This is a genomic window from Seongchinamella sediminis (assembly GCF_003457605.1).
In the GTDB taxonomy this organism is placed as follows: Bacteria; Pseudomonadota; Gammaproteobacteria; order Pseudomonadales; family Halieaceae; genus Halioglobus; species Halioglobus sediminis.
In genome coordinates, this window is record NZ_QRAN01000010.1 from 136,626 (window position 1) to 160,060 (window position 23,435).

Consider the following 23,435-nt stretch of genomic DNA (forward strand, 5'->3'; position numbering starts at 1 on the left):
AGCGACACAGAATTGCAGTAGCTTGTAACTGAGTCTTCGAGTGGGAACCCATGCAAGCGATCCTGCGGTTGGACATGGCGGGTCAGCCACGCGGCTGGATCACCGCCCACGAGGCAATTTCTGCCTACGCCCGCGGCGATGTCATCTACGGCATCGGGGAAACCCTGCCCCCGGTATTTGGCGGCACACAGCGCCTTACCGGCAAACGCTCACGCATTGACCTGCAGCCCATCATTGCCATCCAGGGCCGCATCATCCAGGGCTTCAGCCCACCCTTGTGCAACCGCACCCTGTTCCGCCGCGACGATCACCGCTGCCTGTACTGCGGCCAGCAGTTCCGGCGCGCCGAACTGACCCGCGACCATGTCCTGCCCAGCTCACGGGGCGGCAGCGACAAGTGGGAAAACGTGGTGGCGGCCTGCCGCCGCTGCAACTGGAAAAAAGACAACATGACACCGGAGGAAGCCGGCATGCCGCTGCTGGCAGTGCCGTTCCGCCCCAATCCCTACGAGTGGCACTTCCTGGCCAAGGAGCGCATCCTCGCGGACCAGATGGATTACCTGTCCCGTCAGTTCAAGGCCCAGCGCGACTGGGCGCACTGATGCCCGCCTCAGGGCCCGACGACGCCGGTACGGTACGGTGACAGGTCAACCAGGCGCACTTCGTCCAGTCCCACCGGCTCGCCGGACAGCCACATAAGCACCCGCTGGCCATCGGTAAAATAGGGATCTCCCGTCAGGTTGCCGCGGGGCTCGTCATAGTCCGCCGCGCCCACCCCGCCGATATAGCCGAAGGCCTTCACCCCCTGGGTGAACACCATATCCTCGAGCAGGAACTCGCGCGTCTCGTCGACATCGGGATCTATTTTGTGGGTGGTAATCGTCTTGCGGGTAAAGCGCACACCGATGTCCCGGCTGATCTGCCCGATCCACACCGGCAGGCCCTGGTACAGCAGCGGCGTCATCCACACCCGCAGGTGGTTGCGCTCGTGGATACTGCCGCGGGCCCGCTGCATGGCTGCATCCTGGGGCCGGTCGAACACGTACAGGGCGCTGACCGGTGAATAGCGGTAGGCCCCGCCGGTGATGGCGGAAAGCCCGGTTTTCCACAGGGAGGCGCCGTAAATTGTCTCGGTTTCGTCCCAGCCGGCGCGCATGAAGGCGTAGTAGAGATCCAGTGGCTGGCCAATAAACACCAGGTTAAGGGGATCGCCTTTTTCCTGCCCCGCGGCGTCCCTGACGCAGCAGGGCATGGCCTCCAGTGCCGCGACCAGTTCTGCCAGTCCGACCTCGCGAATCTCCGCCGGCGAGTAGAGCGCGTTCATGTCCACCTCGTGGTGGTCGATACGCAGCCCCGGCACCGGCACGAAAAATGTCATCAGGTGGGCACTGTCCTGGCCGAGCACATCGACGTTGAAGGACTTGGTGCCCTCGTCCACCCGGCTGAAAATGTAGCCCGACTGGGTGCTGTTGGGCGGCACGCTCAGGCGGATATGGCCGCGGCGCTCATAGCGTTCGGCATGCCTGCCCCGAAAGCCCCTGCGGGTCCGGTTGGCGGCCTCCCGCGGGGTGAAGTAGAGCTCGTCGATGCCCATGGGCGTGAGCTGGAGCACCTCGTCACTGTTGTTTTCAATCTCGATCCACACCGGCTGGATGTTGCGGGCGTAGAGATCGACCTTGAAAATTTCCTGCGTCTCCCCGGCGCTGGGCACCGCGGTGGTAACCGTCAGCGGGCCGCTGGTCTTGCTGTGCTGGCGGTCATTGGGCGGCCGGACCTGGCGACCCTCAAACGGCATTTCCGGGTCCTGCGCCGCTAACATTGCCGCAGGGTTGTTCAGGTAGGTCACTTCATCAATGGCCCGGAATTCATCGGACAGGAACGCGACCATACGCATACCGTGGCTGAAAACCGGCGTGCCCTCGAAGCCCTGCATGGGCTCTTCCACCGGCACCTCGTCCATGCCGCGCACATAGCCCACCTTCTCCAGGGAGCCCCCGTACCAGAGATTCTGGTACAGGTAGCGCTGGGCGCTGTCGATATCCGACACCAGGCTTTCCCGGGCGAAAAACCTGTACACCTCCGTGTCCTGTAATCCCTGTTCCCGCGCCCACTGGAACAGCGGGTCCTGCATCCTGGCGTAGTACACCTGGCCTATCCAGACCGGCGAGCCCCGGGCAAGCCAGGGAGACAGCCACAGGTGGAGCACAATGCGCTCGTCGCCATCGGCGCGCTGCTGGGAGTAGATCGCGTCGGGTTCGCGGCCGCGATACGACTGCAGTCGGGCCCGGCTGGCGACTTCATTGTCCGTCGCGGTTTCCTGCCAGCCGCCGCGCAGCATCGCCCGACGCACGGTACCGCCCTCTCCCACCAGCACCACATTGAACGGCGCTCCGCTGGCGGCGCCGTCCGGGCTGGTGGCGCAGCAGGCCAGTTCCTGTTCCAGGACACGCTGCAGGCCGGCCTGGTCGTAATCGCCCCTTTCCTCGCTGCGGTACAGCGCGGCGAAGTCCCTGGTCATAAAGTCTGGCGTGAAACCCGGCAAGGGCACGAAAAAGGTAAAATCGGCAACGCTCTCGCGGTGTATCAGGGTCAGGTTGAAGCCCTTGGTGCCCTCCATGCGATTGGTGTAGACCAGGCCGCTGTGAACCTCCCCGGCGGGAATCCGCCGCGGCAGGGCGGTGTCCATGAACCAGCGCTCCATGGCCTGGTAACCCGCCTTGCTGTAGGGCCGCCGGTTCATGTAGGCCACTTCAATCGGCGCGAAGTAGTCCCGGTCAATACTCCAGGTGATGACCCGGGCCGGGGCGTCGCTGCGGTTCTCTACCTTGAGCCACAGCGGCTGAATGCCCTGCTGATAAAGATCGAGCCCGGTCAGCGCAATGGTTTCCTCCGCGGTCGGCACCGCCGCGGAAATCACCAGGCCATCCTGTTGCTGGACAACGGCGCGCTGCAGGAAACCGGCGGCGCCCGGGTCCGCGCCCTGGTAGGGCCTGCTGGCACAGCCGCTGATCAGCAACAGGGTGAACAGCAGGCAGGGCCAGAGCCGGGCCCACCGGCGCCGCGGGGGCGATGCTGCGCTCATCCAGCCCACCCCGTAGAACATCATCAATACTGGTCCCGGGGACCGAGCTTCATCAGCACGTTCATCACCCGCTGCATGCCATCGCGCGCGGGCTGCTTGTCCAGCGTCTGCTCACTGTTGACCCAGGACAGCTTGCCCCTGTCATCCATCTGCACATGCCAGGCGTTCTCACCGCTCATATTGCGCTCCAGCATCCGCGCCAGGTCCTCGGCCAGTGCCGGCGAGTCGATCATTGCGCCCATTTCGGTATTGATCGCCCGCGAGCGCGGATCCAGGTTCATCGAGCCGACAAAGACATAGCGGCGATCCGCCACCGCGCACTTGCTGTGCAAACCGCTGAAACCGGCGTTGACCGGCGGCACGTCAACCACGGTACTCTTGATTGCGGGGTCCGAGCGAAACTCCCACAGGTCCACCCCGGCCTGGATGAAATCATCGCGCCAGGGCTCGTAGTGGCTGTTGACCGCCGGCACGTCGTGGGACGCCAGGGAGTTGGTCAGCACCCGGATCTTCACCCCCGCGTCGCGCTTGCGCTCGAGAAAGTCGATCGCCTCGTCCCCCGGGATGATGTAGGCGTTCTGTATCAGCAACTCCTCCTCGGCGATGTTGAAAAAGTTGAACATGCTGCCGGCCATTTTCTGCGAGATCTGCTCGCGGGCGGCCTCGTCGTACACCAGCTTGCTGCGGCCAATGCGCAGTTCAGGGGCCAGCTGCCCGAACTCGGCGCTCCAGTCGCCGGGGGCCAGCGGGAAGCGCTGCAGCCGGCTTGCGCCCTGCAGGCGGGCCTGCACCTTCTGGCGCTGCTCCCGCGCCAGCGCCTGGTCCGGCTCGGTGGTCAGGGCATCTGCGGTGGCCACCCACTCACTGTTCCAGAAGTGGTCGAACATTTCACTGGCTTCGATGCCGATATGACCGATCCCGAGCAGGTCGGTGTCGTGGAAATTGTAGGTGTCGCTGAGGCCGAAGTAGTGATCGCCAATATTGCGTCCGCCAATCACCACCGCATGACCGTCGGCGATCATCAGCTTGTCGTGCATGCGGATATTGAGGCGCTCCATGCGCGCCAGCATTTCACCGGCCCGGTTGACCAGGGAGCGCCGGTCGGTCCAGGGATTGAAAATACCGAACTCGATATTGGGCGCCGCGTGCAGGTTGGCGATCAACTGGTCCTGGCCCTGGAGAATCAGGTCATCGACGATGATCCGCACCCTGACGCCGCGCTCGGCAGCCTTGATCACCCGCTCCAGGATCAGCGCGCCGCTGTAATCCGGGTACCAGAGATAGGTCTGGATATCGAGGGAGGTGGTGGCCGAGTCGATCAGCGCCAGGCGCCAGCGCAGCCCGTCCTCGCTGCTGTCCAGCAAGCGGAAGCCGGACTGGTCGTTACCGTGCCGGCTGGTTATGCCCGCCGCAATCCCGGCGAGAGTGCCGCTCTGGGCCGGGGGCAAGGCCTGGCTCAGCGCCCTGTCGACGGGCCGCTGCTCCCTGAGGCCCGGCCCGCTGCAGGCAGTGAGCAGGGCCAGCGCCATTGCCGCCAGGACAATGGCAGCTCGCTCGAGTAGGCAGTTAATGCTTCGGCGCTGGCGCCGTCCCGCCGCTAACATCTGCGTTGACATAATGACGCTACTCGCTGATCGCTTCCCTGACCTTGACCATATCCACCGCCTCAGCGGCTTTTTCCTTGTCTACCGAGTCGTAGGCTTTGCCGAACAGGGATGCCAGCAGAAAAACCTTTTCCATTTGTTTAACCTCGATTATTGACTACTGTCGAACCGCAACCCGCGGGCACTGTTTACCGCCCGCGGCCACTCCTCCAGAATAGACCATATTGGCGCGGCCGTTTAGCACGGCCGGCGCGGACAACAATCCCGACAAAAACTGGACGGAACCTGCGCCCGGGCGCCCAAACCAGGCGGTGTGATCGTGTATTCTCACTATAATCTAGCGGCGGTAATTACAATTCGAAAGGAGTAGCTCTTGTCCAACGCACACCTGCAAGCTGTACAGTCAATGATGGATCAGATGGGCCGCTCGGTGATCGGCCAGGAAGAGGTGGTACGCACCCTGACCCTGGCGCTGCTGTGCAACGGCAATGTGCTGCTCGAGGGCCTGCCAGGCACCGCCAAGACCCGCTCCATCAAGACCCTGTCCCGGGTGCTGCAAGCCAGCCTCGGGCGGATCCAGTTCACCCCGGACCTGTTGCCTTCCGACGTCACCGGCAACGAGGTGTACCAGGACAACCAGGGGGTGTCGGAACTCATTTTCCAGCAGGGCCCGATATTCAACGAACTGGTACTGGCCGACGAGATCAACCGCGCCCCCGCCAAGGTGCAGGCGGCCTTGCTGGAAGCCATGGAAGAGCGCCAGGTAACCGTCGCCGGCAAGACCTACCAGCTGCCCCCGCTATTCATGGTGCTGGCCACCCAGAACCCGATCGAACAGGAGGGCACCTACCCCTTGCCCGAGGCGCAGATGGACCGCTTCCTGATGAAGATTTCCGTGGACTATCCCGGCTCCGAGGCCGAGCTTTCCATCGTGCGCATGCTGCAGGCGGAGGAGGCGGACAGGCAGGAGGCATTGTCCATGATCAGCCAGGACCACATCTTTGCCGCCCGCGAGGTGATCGGCAACATGCAGATAGCCGCGCCGGTAGAGCAGTACATCGTCGACCTGGTCATGGCCACCCGCCAGCCGGGGGCCTACAGCGAACAGCTGGCCAACTGGGTGGATACCGGCTCCAGCCCGCGGGCGAGCATCGCCCTGCACCGCTGCAGCCGGGCCAGCGCCTGGCTGGATGGCCGCGATCATGTCACCCCGGAGGATGTCACCTCGGTCCTGCACGCGGTCATGCGCCACCGGCTTATCCTCAGCTACGACGCCCTGGCGGACCGGGTGACGCCGGACCAGGTCATCGACGCGATTATCCGCCAGGTGGCCGTGGGCTGAACCATGCCCGAGCAGCCACAGGACGCCATTTACACCCACCTGCAGGCCCTGGTGCGACTGCGCCACACCGCGGGGGGATTCAGCTACCTGCCCCGGCAGCCGGTGAACTCCCTGCTGGCCGGCCGCAAGCGGTCGAAGCTGCGCGGTCGCGGCCTGGACTTCGACGAATTGCGCCACTACCGGCCGGGTGACGATATCCGCACCATGGACTGGCGGGTCACCAACCGCACCGGCAAGCCCCACGTGCGCGTGTACACGGAAGAGCGGGACCGTCCGGTTATCGTCATTGTCGACCAGCGCCTGCCGATGTTTTTCGGCAGCCAGTACAAGATGAAGTCGGTGGTGGCGGCCGAGGTGGCGGCCATTACCGCCTGGCGCGTGCTGGGGGTGGGGGACCGCATCGGCGCCATCCTGTTCAACGACGAGCGGGTCCACGAGGCGCGACCCAGCCGCAGCGACAACAAGGTCATGGGCTGGCTGGGCGACCTGGCCACCATGAACCAGCAGCTCTCGGTCAACAGCGGCACCAGGACTCGCCCCGAGGCCCTGCTCGATGCACTGAAAACCGCCGAACGCCAGGTCAGCCACGACTACCTGGTAATCCTGGTGTCCGATTTCCACGGCTGGAACCAGGACGCGATGGCCCACATCCGCCGTATCGCCCGGCACAACGACATTATCTGCAGCCTGGTATTCGACCCGCTGGAGCGCGACATCTCCAGCGCCGAAAAGCTGGTGGTGAGCGACGGCTACTACCAGCTGGAACTGGATCCCGCGCACAACGCACTCGGTGACAGGTTCGAGGCCAGCTTTGAGAGCTCCTTCGCCCGGGTCCGCGCCGACCTGACCCGCCACCAGATCCCGGTGATACCGATCGACACCGCCACGTCCGCCGCCCGGCAGCTGCGCGAGAAACTCGGCGGCCAGGGAGTGCTGGTATGAGCCTGCCCGCATTGCCGGAGATCTTCGGCAACTACGCCCTGGGGGAGTTCAACGAGGTGGTTTCGCCGCCGCCGGTCGACTGGTGGCCGCAAACCCCGGGCTGGCACCTGGTAGCCGCGCTGCTGCTGTTATGGCTGCTGCGCCGGGGCGCCCGCAAATTGCGCTACTGGTACCACAACCGCTACCGGCGGGAAGCGCTGGCGCGGTTGCAGGACCTGGCCCCGACTCCCGGGCTGGTGGCCGAGGTCAACCGCACCCTCAAGCTATCCGCCCTGGCGGGCTTCCCCCGGCAGGAGGTCGCCGCCCTGTGGGGCGAGCCCTGGGTCGAATTTCTCAACGCCCGCTGCGCCGAGCCGCCGTTTTCCGCCGCGCAGTGCCGGCTGTTGGCCATGGGGGTTTACCAGCAACGGCCGATGGATCCGGCCACGGCCGCAGCGCTGCTGCAGGCCAGCCTGAACTGGGTCAAACAGCACCGGAATCACTACGATGGTTGAGCTGGCCTTCCCCTGGGCGTTGCTGCTGCTGCCGCTGCCGCTGCTGATGCGCCTGCTGCCGGCGTACAAGGAAAGCCGTGACTCGGTCATGGTGCCTTTCTTCGAGAAGCTGGTGGAGCTGAGCGAGCAGCGGCCGGAACAGGGTGCCCGCATCCTGCGCCGGGACCGGATGCAAAAGACCCTGGTATTACTGACCTGGCTCTGTCTGGTGCTGGCCGCGAGCAAACCGCAGTGGATAGGGCCGCCGGTGGAGCAGCAGAAGTCGGGGCGCGACCTGATGGTGGCGGTAGACCTCTCGGGCTCCATGGAGACCCGCGACTTCAGCCGCCCGGACGGTGACAGCATCGACCGCCTGGAGGCGGTGAAACTGGTGCTTGAGGACCTGGCGGCCAGGCGCGCTTCCGACCGGCTGGGACTGATCGTGTTTGGTGATGCCGCCTACCTGCAAACCCCGTTTACCGATGATCACCAGGTATGGCTGCAGCTGCTCGCCGAGACCGAGATCGGCATGGCCGGCCCCAGCACCGTGTTCGGTGACGCCATCGGCCTGGCGATCAAGCTGTTCAGCGAGAGCGAGTCCAGCAACCGGGTATTGATCATGCTGACCGACGGCAACGACACCGGCAGCACGGTGCCGCCCATTGACGCCGCCAAGGTTGCCGCCGCCAGTAACATCCGCATCTACACCATCGCCATTGGCGATCCCACCACCGTTGGCGAAGACGCCCTGGACCTGGCGACCATTGGCCGGGTCAGCGAGGTGGCCGGCGGCCGCTCCTTCCAGGCCCTGGACCGGGAACAGATGCGCCAGGCCTACCTGGCCATCGCCGAACTGGAGCCGGAATTATACGAGACCGTGAGCTTCCGCCCGCGACAAAGCCTGCACTGGGTGCCGCTGGTCGTGGTGCTTGTGCTGTACCTGCTTTATCACGGATATAACGCGATGCTGAGCCTGCGCGCGCGGGGAGCCAGCCGTGCTGCCTGAGCTGCCGGCGCTGGAATACTTCCACCTGCTGCGGCCGGGATGGCTGTTGCTGCTGGTGCCCGCCGTGGCCCTGAATGTCTATATCCTGCGCCGGCAGGACAGCAGTGACATGTTCAGCGGGATTATCGCGCCCCACCTGCTGGAGCACCTGCGCCTGGACCGCCGCCAGTCGCGCTGGTTCAATCCCGCCACCGTCAGCGCCCTGTTCACGCTGCTTATATTCATCATCATCCTCGGCCCCAGCTTGCGCCAGCAGCCCTCGCCGCTGAGCCAGGACGAATCGGCCCTGGTATTGCTGCTGGACCTGTCCCGCTCCATGGAACAGACCGACATCCAGCCCTCGCGCCTGGCCCGGGCCCGGCAGAAGGCCTCTGACCTGCTGGCCCTGCGGCCGGACAAGCAATCGGCGCTGGTGGTCTATGCGGGCACTGCCCACACCGTGCTCACCCTCACCGCCGACCAGGACATCCTCACCCAGTACCTGGCGGCGCTGAAACCCGGCATGATGCCCCGCGCCGGCAAGTTCGCCGAGCGCGCCCTGCCGCTGGTGGACGAGATCCTGCGGGATACCACGGCGGCGGCCACGGTGGTGCTGATCAGCGACGGTGTCGGCAGCAACACCCGCGACGCCTTCGCCGATTACTTCAGCGCCCGCAGTCACCAGCTGCTGGTGCTGGGCATGGGTAGCGACAGCGATGAGGACGGCATCGTGCCCCTGGACCGCGCGGGGCTGCAAGCGGTGGCCAGCAGCGCCGGCGGCCACTACCTGGATGTCACGGTCGACGACAGTGACGTGCGGGCCCTGGAGCGACGGATCGAGAGTCACTATGTCGTGATTGATGACGATGCCCTGCCCTGGCTGGACAGCGGCTACCCGCTGGTATTCCTGTGCCTGCCCCTGTGGCTGCTGTGGTTCCGCAAGGGCTGGACCATTGCCTGGGGCTGGCTGCTGCTACCGCTGGTACTGGCCGGCTCGCCGGCGCCCGTCACTGCCGCCGGAGACAGCAGCGAGCAGGCCCCGGTAACGGAGGAGCACGCGGGCGCGGGCATTGGCCAGTGGTTCGCCGGCCTGTGGCTGACCCCGGACCAGCAGGGGCGCCTGCTGCTGCAGGCCGGCCGCTACCGGGCCGCCGCCCGGCAGTTCCAGGATCCTTTGTGGAAGGGCATCGCCCACTATTACAACGAGGACTTCATGCAGGCGGCGGAGTATTTCTCCCGCTCGGACAGCAACGACGCCCTGTTCAACGAGGCCAATGCCCGCGCCCATGCCCGGGACTTCCTGCGCGCCGTCAATCGCTACGACCAGCTGTTGCAGCGGGACCCGGACTATCCCGGCGCCCGGGAAAACCGCGACAAGGTGCAGGCGCTGATCGATGAGATCAATCGCATGAGCGAGTCGCAAACCCCCGAAGCCGGCATCGGCAGCGAGGAAAAAGAAATGGGCGGTGACGATGCGATTCCCGCCGAGGGCGCGGAGGAACTCAGTTTCGACCAGGTTGAGCTCAAACACTACAGCGCCGAGGAAATCCTGCAAAGCCAGGCCACCCGGGACATGTGGTTACGCGGGGTACAGCAGGACCCGTCCAATTTCCTCGCCACCAAATTCAGCATGCAGCTGCAGCGCCGGGAGGCGCCATGAAGCGGCACCTGCTCAGCTGGCTACTGGTGCTGCTGGCCCCGCTGGGCGGGCTGGCGGCGAGCCCGCTGGATACGCTGCTGGAGAATGGCAGCCTCAGCATAGACAGTCGCCTGCAACACGACGGGGCCCTGGTACCGGGCCAGTACGCCAGAATGGTGATCGAGATCGGCACCAGCACCTGGTTCACCGGCGGCACCCGGATTCGCCTGCCCGAAGTGCCGGGACTGGTGATCCTGCAGACGGAGCAGTTCGCCGCCAACGCCAGCGAGACCCGCGATGGTACAACCTGGGTGCTGCAGCGCTGGACCATTGACCTGTATCCGCAGCGGCCCGGTGAGTTCCGCGTACCGGCCATGGAGCTGAGCCTGCAGGTCAACGGCGGTGATCTGGGCAATATCTCGGGCAGCGCAACAAGCCCGCCACTGGCGTTCAGCGTGAGCCTGCCGGCGGCGCTGGAGCAGGCCGAGTTCTGGGTGGCCTCCCCGGATTACACTGTCACCCAGACGGTGGACCGGGAGCTCGACCGCCTGGAACCCGGCGATGCCTTTGAGCGGCGCATCACCTTCAGGGCAGAGGACGTGCCGGCGATGATGCTGCCGGCCCTGAACGCAGACGGGCAGGACGGCCTGGCGGCCTACCCCGCGCCGCCAGTACTGGACAACAGCAGCAACCGGGGCCAGCGCGTCGCCAGCCGGGAGCAGAGCATCAGCTATGTGGCCGAGCAGCCGGGCCGCTACGTGCTGCCGGCGGAGGAGTTTTTCTGGTGGGATACCCGCGACGAGACGCTGAAAGTCCTCAGTATTCCGGCCCTGGAAGTCACCGTTACGGGTCAGGCGGCAGCGCCGGTCGAGAGCTCAAGCCCGCTGCCCTGGCGCACCCTGGCCCTGGCGGCGCTGGCCCCGCTGGTCGTCATGGCCGTGCTCAGGCTGCTGTTGCGCCACCGGCCCTGGCAGCGCCTGGCGTTCCTGCGCAAGCCGCTGCACAAGCTGTGGCGCGTGCTGCTAAGCCTGCGCCAGCCCGCCCTGCCCCGCCGGCTCAACCCCGATAGTAGCGCTGGGGACTGAAGGGCATCCGGGTCACGGTAACCGGCAGCTGCTTGCCGCGCACCTCCACCGCCAGCGCGGTTCCCGGCTCGCCCAGTTCCCGTTCCACATAGGCCATGGCGATGGGGCCGCCGACGCTGGCGCCAAAACAGGCCGAGCAGATCTCACCCACCGGCCTGCCATCGCCGGCAATTACCGTCTGGCCCTCGCGAACGGGGCGCTTGCCCTCCACCGCCAGGCCAACACGGCGCAGGGCGGGCTTGTTTTCCATTCGTTCGAAGATCACAGCGGCCCCCGGGAAGCCCCCCGGGCGTTCGCCGTCGGCACGCCGCACCTTGCTGATGGACCACAGCAGGCCGGCCTGCACCGGGTCGATGTCCTGGTTTAATTCGTGGCCGTAGAGACACAGCCCGGCCTCCAGCCGCAGGGAGTCCCGGGCGCCCAGCCCCACCGGCAGTACCTGCTCGAAACCGAGGATACGGCGGGCCAGGGATGCGGCGGCGGCATTGGGCACGGAAATTTCAAAACCGTCCTCGCCGGTATAACCGGAGCAGGTGATGTAGACCTCCACCCCATCGATGGTGGCGGCCATGCCCTGCATGAACACCAGCCCGGCGGCCTGCGGGCACAGGCTGCCCATCACGTCCCTTGCTTTCGGTCCCTGCAGCGCCAGCAGCGCCTGCTCCTCCAGCACCTCGAGGGACTGGCCCGCCAGGTGCGCGCGCAGGTGGGCTATGTCCTGGGCCTTGCAGGCGGCGTTGACCACCAGGAAAAACCTGTCTTCTCCCCAGCGGGTGATGATCAGGTCATCGAGCACGCCGCCCCGGTCATTGGTGAACAGGGCGTAGGTCTGGCGGTCGCTGCCCAGGCCCTGGGCATCCGCCGGCACCAGTGACTCCAGCATCGCCGCGCTGCCCGCACCCTCGATGACCACCTGTCCCATGTGGGACACGTCAAACAGGCCGGCGGCCTCGCGGGTGTGCAGGTGCTCCTTGATAATGCCGCTGGGGTACTGCACCGGCATCTCGTAGCCGGCAAACGGCACCATCTTGGCACCCAGTTCACGGTGCAGTTCATCCAGTGGGGTTGTTAGCAGGCTCATGCTCGATTCCTGGTCAGGTAGGGCATTGAACTCTAACCACTGGCACCGGGTGCTGCAAGGGCGGGCTGGCACCGGCGCGCCCGCTGCCGGATAATGGCCGCCCCACCAAGGAGAGAACCGCGTGAGCCCATTCAACACCATCAGCCTGATCGGCATGCCGGGGGCCGGTAAAAGCTCGGTCGGCGTGCTGCTGGCGAAGCTCAGCGGGCTGCGCTTTATCGATACCGACCTCGACATCCAGGTACGGGAGCAGGCGACCCTGCAGGAAATTGTCGACAGCAGGGGCCACGAGTACCTGCGCCGGGTGGAGGAAGCGGTGTTGCTCGACATCGCCCTGGATCACGCCCTGGTGTCCACCGGCGGCAGCGTGGTCTACAGCCCGGCCATCATGCGGCGGCTGCGGGCTCTGGGGCCGGTGGTGTACCTGCAGGCGGACCTCGCCACTTTGGAGGCACGGGTGGCTGCCGCGCCCCCGCGCGGCATCGCCAGCGCCGCCGGGCACAGCTTTGCCGATGTTTACGCCGAGCGCACACCGCTGTACGAACAGTATGCCGACTACACCGTGGACGCCTGTGCCGGCACGCCGGAGCAGGTCGCCCTGGAGATTCTGTCACTGCTGACCCGCTGAGGGCCCGACGCAACTGCCCCGGCACACGACCGGACACGGTCCCGGGGCGGGAAAACAGGCATTTTTTCGCGACTTTGCGCCCGGAATACCCTGGCACGGGCTTTGCAAATACCGGTATCGGGCAGCCCGCCTCCCGGAGAACCATGGACGGTTCAGACACGGAAGTCGACACCGGTTGGACAGGGCCAGGGACGGCCGCGGGCTGCCCGGACCGGTGGTAAAAAACCACAAAAAATCTATTTCCCGGGGCGGTTTTTTTTGATTTACTCCGCCCTGAGGCAGAGCTGTTTCTGCCCCTAGTGACCTTATGTAAATCATCGGGAGGTGGTTTATGGGAGAGCGCAATCAGGAACCGACCCAAGCGGATTCCCTGGACGATATGTACGATCCGATTCTCGGCGATATGTCTGACGAAGACTTCGAGGAACTGTCCCCCATTTCCAGTGACAAGCAACGCCTGGCGGAAAAACGGCGCCGGGCGGAACAGCGTCTGGAAGAGAAACGCCTGCGGGACGAACTGGGCTATTACGACCTGGAACTGGACGACTTCTAGGGCCAGGCCCTGGGTACACCTGTTCCGGACGCAACACTCGCCGCGGCGCTCGCTCGCGGCACCGCAATGCTTTAGCCTTTGTTTACCCCCTCAGCCAGGCCCTGCAGCTGATCTTTCAGGCTTGCCAGCCCCTCGACACTGGCCGCATACACCCCGTGTTCCGTCACCAGGCCGGTGACCAGCCGCGCCGGGGTGACGTCGAAGGCCGGGTTGGCGGCGCGGGTGCCCGCCGCCGCGAGGTTGACCTCCAGCCCCTGCCCGGCGGCATCCACACCGGCGATGGCCAGCACTTCCAGCGGGTCGCGTTCCTCGATGGGAATGTCTCCGCCCCCGGCGCAGCGCCAGTCGATGGTGGATTCGGGCAGCGCCACATAGAACGGAATATTGTTGTCTGCCGCCGCCAGCGCCTTGAGGTAGGTGCCGACCTTGTTGCACACGTCGCCGTTGGCGGCGGTGCGATCGGAACCGACAATCACGCAGTCCACCGCACCGGACCTCAGCAACTGGCCGCAGCTGTTGTCCGCTACCACCGTGCAGGGCACGCCGGCGCGCTGCAGTTCCCAGGCGGTCAGGTTCATGCCCTGGTTGCGCGGCCGGGTTTCCGACACCCACACGTGCACCGGCAGGCCCGCGGCCCGGGCCTTGTAGATGGGCGCCAGCGCCGTGCCCCACTGGATGGTCGCCAGCCAGCCGGCATTGCAGTGGGTCATGATGTTCAGGGTGTCACCACGGGGCATGTCGCGCAGCAGCGCCAGGCCGTGATCGCCGATGGCGGCGCAGTTGTCGATGTCGGCCTGACGCAGGGCGATGGCCCGCGCCCGGGCAGCCCCGGCGCGCTTGTCCAGCGCCAGCGGCAGGATCTCCTGCGCCATGGCCTCCAGCGCCCAGCGCAGGTTGACCGCGGTGGGGCGGGTGGCCAGCAGGCGCTCGCTGGCCTGGCGGATGCCGGCGTCGGAGGGGTCCCCGGCCACCGCGTGGGCGAGGCCGAAGGCCGCGCTGATACCGATCAGCGGCGCGCCCCGCACCTGCATGGCGCTGATGGCGTGGCAGTAGGCCTCCAGCGAGTCCAGGTGCACCCAGCGCAGGGTGTGGGGGAGAAGGGTCTGGTCGATAATCTCGACGGCGCCGGACACGGCATCCGATCGCAGGCTGGCAAGGTCATCGCTACTGAACATGGTTTATCTCAAGCCGCTTGCGGGGCTTCCTGGCTGGTTTCGGCCTGCCATTCAAACACATTAAGCTCGATAAATATAAACGCGAACAGCCACAGGGCGGCGTCCCAGAAATCGAGGAAGTCGCCGGCAACGCCCCAGTAGCCGGCACAGCCAAACAGGGTGCCGTACAGGGCGTACTTGCAGACCAGGGTAAAGCGCATGATCCGGTCGGAGAGGTTACCGCGCAACTGCAGGCGCACCTCCACTTCCAGCACAATGACCACCAGCAGCCAGGTGGCGGAGTTGATGACATCGGTCCAGGCCAGCCAGCGCACCTCCCGCAATAACTCCCCCTGGGCGACAATATCGAAGCCCTCCAGACGGTACACCGGCTGGGTCAGTGCGACGCAATTGGCGGCGGATAGCGGTTCGTATTCATCCAGGTCGAGCAACAGGGCCAAGCCCTGGTCAAGGCTGTTACAGGCGTCGAAACCCGCCAGCGGGGTCACCTGGTAGAGCGTCACCAGTTCGGCGTAGTAGCCGGTAAAGGCGTAAAACACCGCCGCGTAACACAGCAGTCGCAGACCGTGGAGCAACCACTTCACCGGGCCGCGAATACGCGCGTCGTCCAGTATCGAAGTCTCGAGCTCAAACAACAGCAGCAGGACGACCCATGCCGTGGTGTCGATGGTGGCAGAGAAAACCTGGATGATCTGGCCCAGCTCGAAGCCGTGGACAAAGGTGTGCTCCAGCGCCCCCAACTCCTCCTGCAGGAACAGGTAAACGTTGAAGCTCAGCAGCGCGTAGACCAGGTACTTGACCCAGGTGAACGGGCTGTAGCGTGTGCTGCTGGTGCCCAGCAGGCCGTCAGTGTCCTTCATCCCGCCGTCGTCGCTCCCCTCAGACCTGCAGCAGCAGGTGCTCCCGCTCCCAGGACGAAATCACCCGGTTGAACTCCTCGAACTCGTCGCGCTTGACCGCGGCGTAGGCCTTGAGGAACAGCTCGCCGAATACCTCCCGCACCTCCGGCGAATTGCCCAGGTTGCGCAGCCCCTCCTCCAGGGTGCGCGCCACTTCCACCTCGTCCTCGTTGGCGGTGCCCTGGTGGGGCTCGCTGGGGGTGAGCTTGTTCTTCATCCCCAGGTAGCCGCTGGCCAGACTGGCGGCGATCGCCAGGTAGGGGTTGACGTCTGCCCCCGGGAAACGGTTTTCCACCCGGGTGGCCTCGGGGCCGCTCTCCGGCACCCGGAACGCCGTGGTGCGATTGCCGATCCCCCAGTTGAGGTTGATGGGGGCGGAGATGTCCGGGGCCAGGCGGCGATAGGAATTGACATTGGGGGCGTAAAAGCCGATCAACTCCGGGGTGTAGTGCTGCAGCCCGGCGATGTAGCTGAGAAACGCCTCCGAGTGCTCGCCCTTGTCGGTGGTGAATATATTGGCGCCGTTATCGGTGCGCACCACACTCTGGTGAATATGCAGGGCACTGCCGCATTGGTCCTGCATCGGCTTGGCCATGAAGGTGGCGTAGACGCCGTGCTTGTGGGCGGTCTCGCGCACGGTGCGCTTGAAGGTGAACACCTGGTCCGCCAGGTCCATGGCATCGCCGTGGAGGAAGTTGATCTCCATCTGGGCGGCGCCGTTCTCGTGGATCAGGGTGTCGACCCTGAGCTGCTGGGCCTCGGCGTAGTCGTACATGTCCTCGACGAAGTCCTCGAACTCCGCCACCGCGTCGATGCTGTAGGACAGGCGCGAGGTCTCCTTGCGCCCGGAGCGGCCCGAGGGCGGGGTGAGCACGTAATCCGGGTCGATATTCCTGGCCACCAGGAAGAATTCCACCTCCGGCGCAATCACCGGCTTGAGGCCTTCCGCGGCGTAGAGGTCCAGCACCTGGCGCAACACGTTGCGGGTAGAGAGTGGATGGGGCCTGCCGTCCATGGTGTAGCAGTCGTGGATGATCTGGGCGGTGGGCTCCCGGGCCCAGGGCACAACGCGCATGGTGGCGGCGTCGGGTACCAGAATCATGTCGGCGTCGGTGGGCTCTACCAGCTCCCAGTGCTCGTCGCAGTACTCGCCGGTGACGCTCTGCACCATGATGCTTTCCGGCAGCCGCGGCTCACCCATATCGAGGAACTGGTTGGCGGGGATAAACTTGCCCCGGGCGTTGCCGGTCATGTCCGGCACCAGGCATTCCACTTCGGAAATCTGGTGCTGTTTCAGCCAGTCCTTGATGACCTGCGTGTCGCTACTCATACAAAATCCATGTGAGCCAAAATTCGAGTATCGCGGCGAAGCCGGCCTCGTTCAAGCGCTTTGCACGGGGGCTACCCCTAATGTGTTATGAGCGGGTCGCCCCCCGACACGGTATATTGCGCCCATGCAAAATACAGCTCATGTCGAATCCTGGTACGCCGCCTCCGCCAACCAGCAGCTGGATTTCCCGGCCCTGCAGGGCGAGGCCTCGGCGGACGTCTGCATCATCGGTGGCGGTTACACCGGCCTGTCCACCGCCATTTTCCTGCGCAAGGCGGGCTACAGCGTGATCCTGCTGGAAGCCAACAAGCTGGGCTGGGGCGCCTCGGGGCGCAATGGCGGCCATGTGGGCACCGGCCAGCGGGCCGACCAGGAGACCCTGGAAAAGTTAGTGGGCCTGGAGCACGCCAGAGCCCTGTGGGACCTGGGCCTGGAAGCGGTGGATACCGTCTGCGAACTGATCGATGAGCACCAGATCGACTGCGAACTGAAAACCGGCAACCTGCACGTGGCCTCCAAGGCGAAGGAGCAGTCCGGGCTGCAGGCGGAGGCGGAACACCTGCAGCAGGTATACGGCTACGAGCAGGTGCGCTACGTGGCCCCCGACGAACTGGCACAGATGACCTCCGGCCAGGGCTTTCACGGCGGGATTCTCGACAGCGGCGCCCGCCACCTGCATCCCCTGAATTACGCCCTGGGCCTGGCAAAAGCCGCCGCCGACCTGGGCGCGCAGCTGCACGAGGGCAGCCGGGTGCTGTCCTACCGCGATGGCCAGCAGGTGGAGGTAACAACCGACCGCGGGCTGGTGAAAGCCAGTTACCTGGTACTGGGCTGCAACGGCTATCTGGAAAAGCTGGAGCCGCGCACCGCCGGGCGCATCATGCCGATCAACAACTACATGCTGGCCACCGAGCCCCTGGCGGAGGAGCTGGCCCGCCGGCTGATCCGCGACGACACCTCGATGTCGGACAGCCTGTTCGTGATCGATTACTGGAAGCTGTCCGCCGACAACCGCCTGCTGTTCGGCGGCGGCGAGTCTTACAGCCGCCGCTTTCCCGCCGACATCGGCAGCTTCGTGCGCAAGTACATGCTGCGCATCTACCCCGAGCTGGCCAATACCCGCATCGACTACGGCTGGGGCGGCACCCTGGCCATCACCCTCAACCGCATGCCCGACTTCGGCCGGCTGTCGTCCAGCGTGTTCTACGCCCACGGCTACTCCGGCCACGGTGTGCCCACGGCCACCCTGGCAGGCAAGCTGCTGGCGGAGGTGATCGCCGGCAGCGCCGAGCGCTTCGACATCATGGCCAGCGTGCCCTCGAAAACCTTTCCCGGCGGCACCCTGCTGCGCTGGCCCGGCCTGGTGGCGGGCATGCTGTTCTACAGCCTGCGGGACCGGCTGGGCTAAACCTGCGCAGCTGGTAGAATAGCGGCCCCCGACAACCCGGACACTACCGCCGTGATACCCCTGGCCGACATCCAGCACGCCAACGACTGGCAGGCGCAGTTGCGCAACGCCGTGAGCTCCGGCGAGGAGCTGCTGGCGCTACTGCGCCTGGACTCGCAGCAGGCCGGCCTGTGTGCCGCCGCCAGCGCCGACTTCGCGCTCAAGGTGCCGCGCAGCTTTGTCGCCCGCATGCGGCCGCAGGATGCGAACGACCCCCTGCTGCGCCAGGTACTCAGCCACCAGCTGGAAATGCAGCCGACTCCCGGCTACAGCGACGACCCGGTGGGCGAGACCGGCGACGCCATCACCCACCCCGGCATCATCCAGAAGTACCACGGCCGCGCCCTGCTGGTGCTGGCCGGCGCCTGCGCCATCAACTGCCGCTACTGTTTCCGCCGCCACTTTCCCTACAGCGACAACCGCAACAGCCGCCAGCAGTGGCGCGAGGCACTGCAACATATCGCCGCCGATCCCAGCATCAGCGAGGTCATCCTCAGTGGCGGCGACCCCTTGCTGGTGGCCGACCGGGAACTGGCGGCACTGACCAAAGCGCTGGCCGCCATCCCCCACCTCCGGCGCCTGCGGGTACACAGCCGCATGCCGGTGGTGCTGCCGGCCCGCATTACCGACGGCCTGCTGGCGGCACTGACCGGCACCCGGCTGCAGCCGGTGATGGTGGTGCACAGCAACCACGGCAACGAGATCAATGATGAAGTAGAAGCCGCCACTGCCAAACTGGGGGATGCCAGAATTCCCATTCTCAACCAGGCCGTACTACTGGCGGGTGTTAACGACAGCGCCGACACTCTGGCAGAGCTCAGCGAAAAACTGTTCGCGGCGGGCGTACTGCCTTATTACCTGCACCTGCTGGACAAGGTGCGGGGAGCTGCCCATTTCGACGTGCCCGAGCAACGCGGGCTGCAACTGATTGGCGAACTGGAAAACCGTCTGCCGGGGTACCTGGTGCCCACCCTGGTGCGGGAAGAAGCCGGGAAACCGGCGAAGGTGAGGGTCAGGGGCGCGTAAAGCAGCGCTCAAAGCCAACACCGGCGCCCGCTGTGGGAAATTCAAGGGCGAACGCCGGTATTTATTACACCGATTTTGCGGAACAAGTGATAGCCCGCACACGTCAATCATCCAGGAGCCACTTACATGCGCTCCGATCTTCCCAGCAAAAGTCAGTCACTTACGGTAAGGAGGTAAGCATGCCGCATTGTAATCGAAACTTTATCTGGGCCGCGCTGTGCGCAGCGGGTTTGTCCGCCTGTGGGGGCGGCGGCTCTTCCGGAGGCGGCAGTGAGCCGGACACCGGAACAATGAGCATCGGCGTCACCGATGCCGCGGTGGACAATGCCGACCGCATACTGGTGCAATTCACAGGCGTAGGTGTGAACCCGGGCACCGGGGCGGCGATTGATTTCCCCCTGGACGGTGACAGCCAGACCTGCCAGGACCTGCTGGATGGCATTCCCCCCAGCGCAACCGCGGCGGGCGAACCGACAGTGCGCTGCGTAGAGCTGCTTGAACTGCAGGGCACCGACAGCGTCAGCCTGCTGCAGGGTGTGGAATTGCAGGCGGGTGAATACACGGCGCTGCGGCTGCAGGTTGACGCCGAGCGCGGAGAGATGGATTCGATCATCGTGCTGGACGACGGCACCCAGGAGTCGTTGTTTATTCCCAGTGGCAGCCAGTCCGGCCTGAAGTTGAACAGTAGCTTCACCATTCTGGCGGGGGGTACGCACAACTTCGTGGTCGATTTTGACCTGCGTAAATCCGTGAACGACCCGCAGGGCTTCCCGGACTATCGCCTCCGCCCCTCCCTGCGCCTTGTCGACCTGGCCGAAAGTGGCAATATCACCGGCAGTGTACAGGCAGACCTGTTGACGGCTGAGGGTTGCACCGGTGACGTCAACACCGGCGGCGGATTCGCGGTTTACGCCTATGTCGGCGGTCTCGGGACCGAAGTAGGCGAGGAGGGTTCCGACCTTGCACCACTGACCAGCGCGGCCGTGGTCTTCGACGATGCCAGTGGCCAGTGGCGCTACACCATCGGTTATCTGCCGCCCGGCGAATACACCGTGGGCTTCACCTGCCAGGCGGCCGATGATTCCCCGGAAGTGCCGGATGACGGCATCGATATTTCGCTGAGCAGCGACAACCCTGTATCCGTTGTAGCCGACCAGGACAGCGAGGCAAACTTCCCGTAAACACGATCGCGGCAGTCTATACAAACTGCCGATACTGGCGCCGGCAGGGCAAATGCCCTGTCGGCAACCTGCATGGGTTGAGCCAATCCCGGGTTGATTGATAGAAAGCTAAAGGAGATGGAGCCGGTGGGAAGAAATCCCTAACCTGGGCAAGGGTAAGGACTGGTATCAGGCGACAATGGCGCAATTCGAGTATTGGGCCGGGGAAGCCGATGAGTAGAGCCCGAAAGTGTTACCTATGCTCTCGGAATAATCTGTTACCTATGCGACCGGAACAAACCGGAGGGGTATATGGTCGTGTGAGAGGACTCGAATAGCAAGCCTATCAACTTGTTTTATAATGATTTAGTGTAATTCGACTATTGGTAATACCGACAAATATACCGTCATATTATTTTTTTATTAAGGTTCGAATCCGCTATAACGGATCTGACACCTGAAAACGCACCTGCAATTAACGGGGTCTGACACCCCGCTTGTTCTTTCTCAGAAGCGGCAGAAGAACGTACCACACTGCCAGAGCAAGAATCGCTGTAATCAGTATCTCGGATAAGTGGACGTAAAGCCAGACCAGGAATCCGATCTTGCAGGCCCAGCTTAGCATGGTCCAGATCCGGTCCATTCTGGAGCGCGGCTTGATGACACGAACGTTCTTGTTACGACGGAATTTGAAAAAGGTCATGATTTGATCCTCATTGGTTGGTCGTCGGTAATGACTGCCTCCATCCACAGGAGGCCGTAGGGTTCTGAATCGAACAGATGCGGAACACGGAAGGCTTTTGACCTTCACTGTCACCGCTGAAGGCAGTAGCTGGCTTCCCGGTATTAACGGGTTATGAGAAATCTGCAGGCATCACAGGGCTCGTCAGGAATGACTTGCCTGTCCAGCCAGCTATTGACTGAAGTGGTTCCATTGCGGAGTGCCACGGAGACAATTGATCAGATAGTGCCTGGTTGATTACTACCGGGGTTGGGGATTGGCACATTCCGGAGAGGTTGTGCCGTAGAGTTATCCTGAAGGTCATTGAGGTAGGCCACGGCTTCAGAGGCTCTGGCCGAGGCCCAGAAGATCGCCTTTACATCGTTGCTCAGAACTTTGATCCAGTTGGCCAGGTAATCCGCATGGTCCTGCCGGGGAGCAGGACTGATATTGAGCTGTGCACATAGGAAGGCTGCACCCAGTTCCGCTATTAGCTCCTCCATCGCATAGGACTCGTTTCCAAAGCGCCCTGAAAGATCCCTGTTACAGCGTTTTTCGTTACCAGTCCAGTGTGTCAACTCATGTAGTAACGTGCTGTAGTAGCTCTCTGTAGGGCTACTGGTGTCCGTCCCAATGAAGCTCTCCGTATCGGGAATAGCAATGTAGTCATTCTTTGGGGAGTAATAGGCACTGGCTCCTCCAGTTCTGATATCAGCGCAGGTGGTGGATATGAAATGATCCACACCGTGCAACGGATCAACAGGATTAGTAGTGTCCGGGACTGGGGTTTCCAGTAAGTCATCCAGCCCAGTGACTTGATCAGCGTTGAATACAGAAGCCGTCCTGATGAGAACCTTGAGTCTGGGGTTGTCACCGGAAATGCTGTCAGTGCTTGAATCCACCTCTGCTTCCGGCAATGGCTTGTAGATCACAACAGGAGAAGCCTTCTGGCCCTTGCGGACCTGTGTTCCCATCGCTTGCCATTGTTTGTATGTCGCCCACCTATTAGACAAATAGCCTTTTTCCAGAGCACTGGCCCATAGAGACAGGATGTTGATGCCATTGTAGGTACGGCGGGTAAAGGCATTGGAAGGTAAGCCTAGATCAGGAGCATTCCAGGGCAACTGGAAATCTCTGGAGTTCTCCATTGCTGAAATGATTTGATTGGTAATCTTATCGTGTACTGTGAATTGATTAGTCATCTTTGATTCCTCGTAAAGTAATCAGGCACAGGCAGGCCTCAGCCAGACGCTGTGCCGAAAAATTGATCAGATTGAGTTGAGTACTACTTGGAGATGGAGCTAATAGGGGAGGGAGCGAACAGGCTTACAAGAGTCCTCTCTCAGCGAAGGAAACTGAATCCGTGCCTCCAATCACGATATGATCGAGCACACGGATATCGACTAACATCAGTGCCTCGGTTAGTCTTTGAGTGATTCGTATATCAGCAGAACTGGGCTCAGGTACACCAGATGGATGGGGGTGAGAAAAGATCACTGCGGCAGCATTGATCTGTAGGCACCGTTTGACTACTTCTCTTGGATAGACAGCGGCTCCATCAATAGTGCCTCTGAACATTTCCTCGTAGTGCAACACTCGGTGCTGACTGTCTAAAAAAACAACACTAAAGACTTCATAATCCCGATTAGCCAGTTTAACCTGAAGATATTTCCTGACGGCATCCGGGGATGAGAGTGTCTCTGGTCTCAGGTACTTGTCTTCTAGAAGCTTTAGCATCAGATTGTATATACCATCCAATGATGCAGGCTCGGACAAGTTGTATCGACCATCTTGTGATTCAATCAAGCTAGGCTGCTTATTAGAACAATCGCTATTCAGTTTAGAATGTGTAGTCATTGGTCATGGCTCCTTGATCAGATGAAGGTGTGCCATGCGCGCTGTAAACAACGTGGGGGTCAATACCAAGGGGTACCCCCATCGGTCACTAGTACGCACATAGGCACCAGGAGCCGACCCAGGTTTTGATCTCTATATCAATAGATTGGCAGGGATATTTATTGGTTATCAATACTTTCTCTTCTCTGCAAATAGTAGAGAGATCTGCATTTTCAAAATTGGTATTTTTAATAAGGCTATATATTTTTTATACAAGGCATGATTTTCACCTTAAATATAGTCAATATCACTAGCGTCCGGTTAATTGTTGAACAAATTCAGTTGGTTAGAAACCATGTCATCTTCCAGGATATGTTTGGTATCGAAAAAGTCATTGTTTAAAGGGATTTTTTCGAAGAGGGTGACC

General features: G+C 63.1%; 20 protein-coding genes. 12 read left to right on the top strand and 8 right to left on the bottom strand.

All coding sequences use genetic code 11. From position 1 onward, the window contains the following. Window positions 1-50: 50 nt before the first annotated feature. Window positions 51-602 (top strand): HNH endonuclease, encoded by a 552-nt coding sequence (locus DWB85_RS11050; RefSeq protein ID WP_117954497.1) that lies wholly within the window; start codon window positions 51-53, stop codon window positions 600-602. Window positions 603-610: 8 nt separating this feature from the next. Here the strand turns inward: DWB85_RS11050 and DWB85_RS11055 are convergent, their stop codons facing one another. Together DWB85_RS11055 and DWB85_RS11060 are read right to left on the bottom strand one after the other, a co-directional pair. Next, window positions 611-3,082 carry an LssY C-terminal domain-containing protein gene (locus DWB85_RS11055; protein ID WP_162846086.1) on the bottom strand — a complete coding sequence of 824 codons (2,472 nt, stop codon included), beginning with the start codon at window positions 3,080-3,082 and terminating at the stop codon, window positions 611-613. A 23-nt stretch (window positions 3,083-3,105) separates the two neighbouring features. Continuing rightward, window positions 3,106-4,698, bottom strand: a complete 1,593-nt coding sequence (locus DWB85_RS11060) for a phospholipase D-like domain-containing protein (protein ID WP_117954501.1) — start codon at window positions 4,696-4,698, stop codon at window positions 3,106-3,108. 394 nt (window positions 4,699-5,092) lie between these two features. Here DWB85_RS11060 and DWB85_RS11065 point away from each other — a divergent pair, with 394 nt between their 5' ends. The 6 genes from DWB85_RS11065 to DWB85_RS11090 are packed head-to-tail and all read left to right on the top strand — an operon-like array spanning window position 5,093 to window position 11,152. Continuing rightward, window positions 5,093-6,028: an AAA family ATPase gene (locus DWB85_RS11065; protein WP_117954504.1), complete on the top strand. Its 936-nt coding sequence runs from the start codon at window positions 5,093-5,095 to the stop codon at window positions 6,026-6,028. A 3-nt stretch (window positions 6,029-6,031) separates the two neighbouring features. After that, window positions 6,032-6,970, top strand: a complete 939-nt coding sequence (locus tag DWB85_RS11070) for a DUF58 domain-containing protein (protein ID WP_117954506.1) — start codon at window positions 6,032-6,034, stop codon at window positions 6,968-6,970. Next, complete coding sequence (locus tag DWB85_RS11075; protein ID WP_117954508.1) at window positions 6,967-7,464, top strand: DUF4381 domain-containing protein; 498 nt, start codon at window positions 6,967-6,969, stop codon at window positions 7,462-7,464. Before DWB85_RS11070 ends, DWB85_RS11075 begins: the two co-directional genes overlap by 4 nt. After that, window positions 7,457-8,449: a vWA domain-containing protein gene (locus tag DWB85_RS11080; protein ID WP_117954510.1), complete on the top strand. Its 993-nt coding sequence runs from the start codon at window positions 7,457-7,459 to the stop codon at window positions 8,447-8,449. The genes DWB85_RS11075 and DWB85_RS11080 overlap by 8 nt, the downstream gene beginning before the upstream one ends. Then, the gene (locus tag DWB85_RS11085) at window positions 8,439-10,088 is read left to right on the top strand and encodes a vWA domain-containing protein (protein ID WP_117954512.1); all 1,650 of its coding nucleotides are present in this window, start codon (window positions 8,439-8,441) and stop codon (window positions 10,086-10,088) included. Before DWB85_RS11080 ends, DWB85_RS11085 begins: the two co-directional genes overlap by 11 nt. Next, entirely contained in the window at window positions 10,085-11,152 is a 1,068-nt protein-coding gene (locus tag DWB85_RS11090) for a BatD family protein (protein ID WP_117954514.1), read from the top strand. Before DWB85_RS11085 ends, DWB85_RS11090 begins: the two co-directional genes overlap by 4 nt. Here the strand turns inward: DWB85_RS11090 and gcvT are convergent. After that, window positions 11,124-12,233: a glycine cleavage system aminomethyltransferase GcvT gene (gene gcvT / locus DWB85_RS11095; RefSeq protein ID WP_117954516.1), complete on the bottom strand. Its 1,110-nt coding sequence runs from the start codon at window positions 12,231-12,233 to the stop codon at window positions 11,124-11,126. The two genes, DWB85_RS11090 and gcvT, sit on opposite strands and share 29 nt — an antisense overlap. 121 nt (window positions 12,234-12,354) lie before the next feature. On the opposite strand from gcvT, the gene DWB85_RS11100 reads away from it, so the two are divergent. Both DWB85_RS11100 and DWB85_RS11105 read left to right on the top strand, forming a co-directional pair. Further along, window positions 12,355-12,861: a shikimate kinase gene (locus DWB85_RS11100; RefSeq protein WP_117954518.1), complete on the top strand. Its 507-nt coding sequence runs from the start codon at window positions 12,355-12,357 to the stop codon at window positions 12,859-12,861. Between the two features lie 331 nt (window positions 12,862-13,192). Continuing rightward, the gene (locus DWB85_RS11105; RefSeq protein ID WP_117954521.1) at window positions 13,193-13,414 is read left to right on the top strand and encodes a PA3496 family putative envelope integrity protein; all 222 of its coding nucleotides are present in this window, start codon (window positions 13,193-13,195) and stop codon (window positions 13,412-13,414) included. 71 nt (window positions 13,415-13,485) lie between these two features. On the opposite strand, the gene mtnA is transcribed toward DWB85_RS11105, so the two are convergent. The 3 genes from mtnA to DWB85_RS11120 are packed head-to-tail and all read right to left on the bottom strand — an operon-like array spanning window position 13,486 to window position 16,818. Next, window positions 13,486-14,589 carry an S-methyl-5-thioribose-1-phosphate isomerase gene (mtnA, locus tag DWB85_RS11110; protein ID WP_117954523.1) on the bottom strand — a complete coding sequence of 368 codons (1,104 nt, stop codon included), beginning with the start codon at window positions 14,587-14,589 and terminating at the stop codon, window positions 13,486-13,488. Window positions 14,590-14,597: 8 nt separating this feature from the next. Beyond that, a complete protein-coding gene (locus DWB85_RS11115) occupies window positions 14,598-15,449 on the bottom strand; it encodes a hypothetical protein (protein ID WP_117954525.1) in 852 nt (283 codons plus the stop codon). Window positions 15,450-15,468: 19 nt separating this feature from the next. Beyond that, on the bottom strand, window positions 15,469-16,818 hold the full coding sequence (locus DWB85_RS11120) for a glutamine synthetase family protein (RefSeq protein WP_117954528.1): 1,350 nt from the start codon (window positions 16,816-16,818) through the stop codon (window positions 15,469-15,471). Between the two features lie 124 nt (window positions 16,819-16,942). Here DWB85_RS11120 and DWB85_RS11125 point away from each other — a divergent pair, with 124 nt between their 5' ends. The 3 genes from DWB85_RS11125 to DWB85_RS11135 all read left to right on the top strand — a co-directional run bounded on the left by DWB85_RS11125 (window position 16,943) and on the right by DWB85_RS11135 (window position 20,472). Further along, window positions 16,943-18,226 (top strand): NAD(P)/FAD-dependent oxidoreductase, encoded by a 1,284-nt coding sequence (locus DWB85_RS11125; RefSeq protein WP_117954529.1) that lies wholly within the window; start codon window positions 16,943-16,945, stop codon window positions 18,224-18,226. Window positions 18,227-18,277: 51 nt separating this feature from the next. After that, on the top strand, window positions 18,278-19,291 hold the full coding sequence (epmB, locus tag DWB85_RS11130) for an EF-P beta-lysylation protein EpmB (RefSeq protein WP_117954532.1): 1,014 nt from the start codon (window positions 18,278-18,280) through the stop codon (window positions 19,289-19,291). A gap of 290 nt (window positions 19,292-19,581) precedes the next feature. After that, entirely contained in the window at window positions 19,582-20,472 is an 891-nt protein-coding gene (locus tag DWB85_RS11135) for a DUF4382 domain-containing protein (protein ID WP_162846087.1), read from the top strand. Between the two features lie 939 nt (window positions 20,473-21,411). Here the strand turns inward: DWB85_RS11135 and DWB85_RS11145 are convergent. Both DWB85_RS11145 and radC read right to left on the bottom strand, forming a co-directional pair. Then, on the bottom strand, window positions 21,412-22,374 hold the full coding sequence (locus tag DWB85_RS11145) for an ArdC family protein (RefSeq protein ID WP_117954539.1): 963 nt from the start codon (window positions 22,372-22,374) through the stop codon (window positions 21,412-21,414). Window positions 22,375-22,498: 124 nt separating this feature from the next. Further along, the gene (gene radC / locus DWB85_RS11150) at window positions 22,499-23,029 is read right to left on the bottom strand and encodes a RadC family protein (protein WP_117954541.1); all 531 of its coding nucleotides are present in this window, start codon (window positions 23,027-23,029) and stop codon (window positions 22,499-22,501) included. Window positions 23,030-23,435 lie beyond the last annotated feature (406 nt).

Excerpts from the sequence above, each read along its gene's own strand:
- DWB85_RS11125 (WP_117954529.1), top strand. The coding sequence starts at position 16,943 with ATGCAAAATACAGCTCATGTCGAATCCTGGTACGCCGCCTCCGCCAAC.
- DWB85_RS11120 (WP_117954528.1), bottom strand. The coding sequence starts at position 16,818 with ATGAGTAGCGACACGCAGGTCATCAAGGACTGGCTGAAACAGCACCAG.
- DWB85_RS11090 (WP_117954514.1), top strand. The coding sequence starts at position 10,085 with ATGAAGCGGCACCTGCTCAGCTGGCTACTGGTGCTGCTGGCCCCGCTG.
- DWB85_RS11080 (WP_117954510.1), top strand. The coding sequence starts at position 7,457 with ATGGTTGAGCTGGCCTTCCCCTGGGCGTTGCTGCTGCTGCCGCTGCCG.
- DWB85_RS11075 (WP_117954508.1), top strand. The coding sequence starts at position 6,967 with ATGAGCCTGCCCGCATTGCCGGAGATCTTCGGCAACTACGCCCTGGGG.
- DWB85_RS11135 (WP_162846087.1), top strand. The coding sequence starts at position 19,582 with ATGAGCATCGGCGTCACCGATGCCGCGGTGGACAATGCCGACCGCATA.
- DWB85_RS11115 (WP_117954525.1), bottom strand. The coding sequence starts at position 15,449 with ATGAAGGACACTGACGGCCTGCTGGGCACCAGCAGCACACGCTACAGC.
- DWB85_RS11145 (WP_117954539.1), bottom strand. The coding sequence starts at position 22,374 with ATGACTAATCAATTCACAGTACACGATAAGATTACCAATCAAATCATT.
- DWB85_RS11060 (WP_117954501.1), bottom strand. The coding sequence starts at position 4,698 with ATGTCAACGCAGATGTTAGCGGCGGGACGGCGCCAGCGCCGAAGCATT.
- gcvT (WP_117954516.1), bottom strand. The coding sequence starts at position 12,233 with ATGAGCCTGCTAACAACCCCACTGGATGAACTGCACCGTGAACTGGGT.
- DWB85_RS11105 (WP_117954521.1), top strand. The coding sequence starts at position 13,193 with ATGGGAGAGCGCAATCAGGAACCGACCCAAGCGGATTCCCTGGACGAT.
- DWB85_RS11050 (WP_117954497.1), top strand. The coding sequence starts at position 51 with ATGCAAGCGATCCTGCGGTTGGACATGGCGGGTCAGCCACGCGGCTGG.
- radC (WP_117954541.1), bottom strand. The coding sequence starts at position 23,029 with ATGACTACACATTCTAAACTGAATAGCGATTGTTCTAATAAGCAGCCT.
- DWB85_RS11065 (WP_117954504.1), top strand. The coding sequence starts at position 5,093 with ATGATGGATCAGATGGGCCGCTCGGTGATCGGCCAGGAAGAGGTGGTA.
- DWB85_RS11070 (WP_117954506.1), top strand. The coding sequence starts at position 6,032 with ATGCCCGAGCAGCCACAGGACGCCATTTACACCCACCTGCAGGCCCTG.
- mtnA (WP_117954523.1), bottom strand. The coding sequence starts at position 14,589 with ATGTTCAGTAGCGATGACCTTGCCAGCCTGCGATCGGATGCCGTGTCC.
- DWB85_RS11055 (WP_162846086.1), bottom strand. The coding sequence starts at position 3,082 with ATGAGCGCAGCATCGCCCCCGCGGCGCCGGTGGGCCCGGCTCTGGCCC.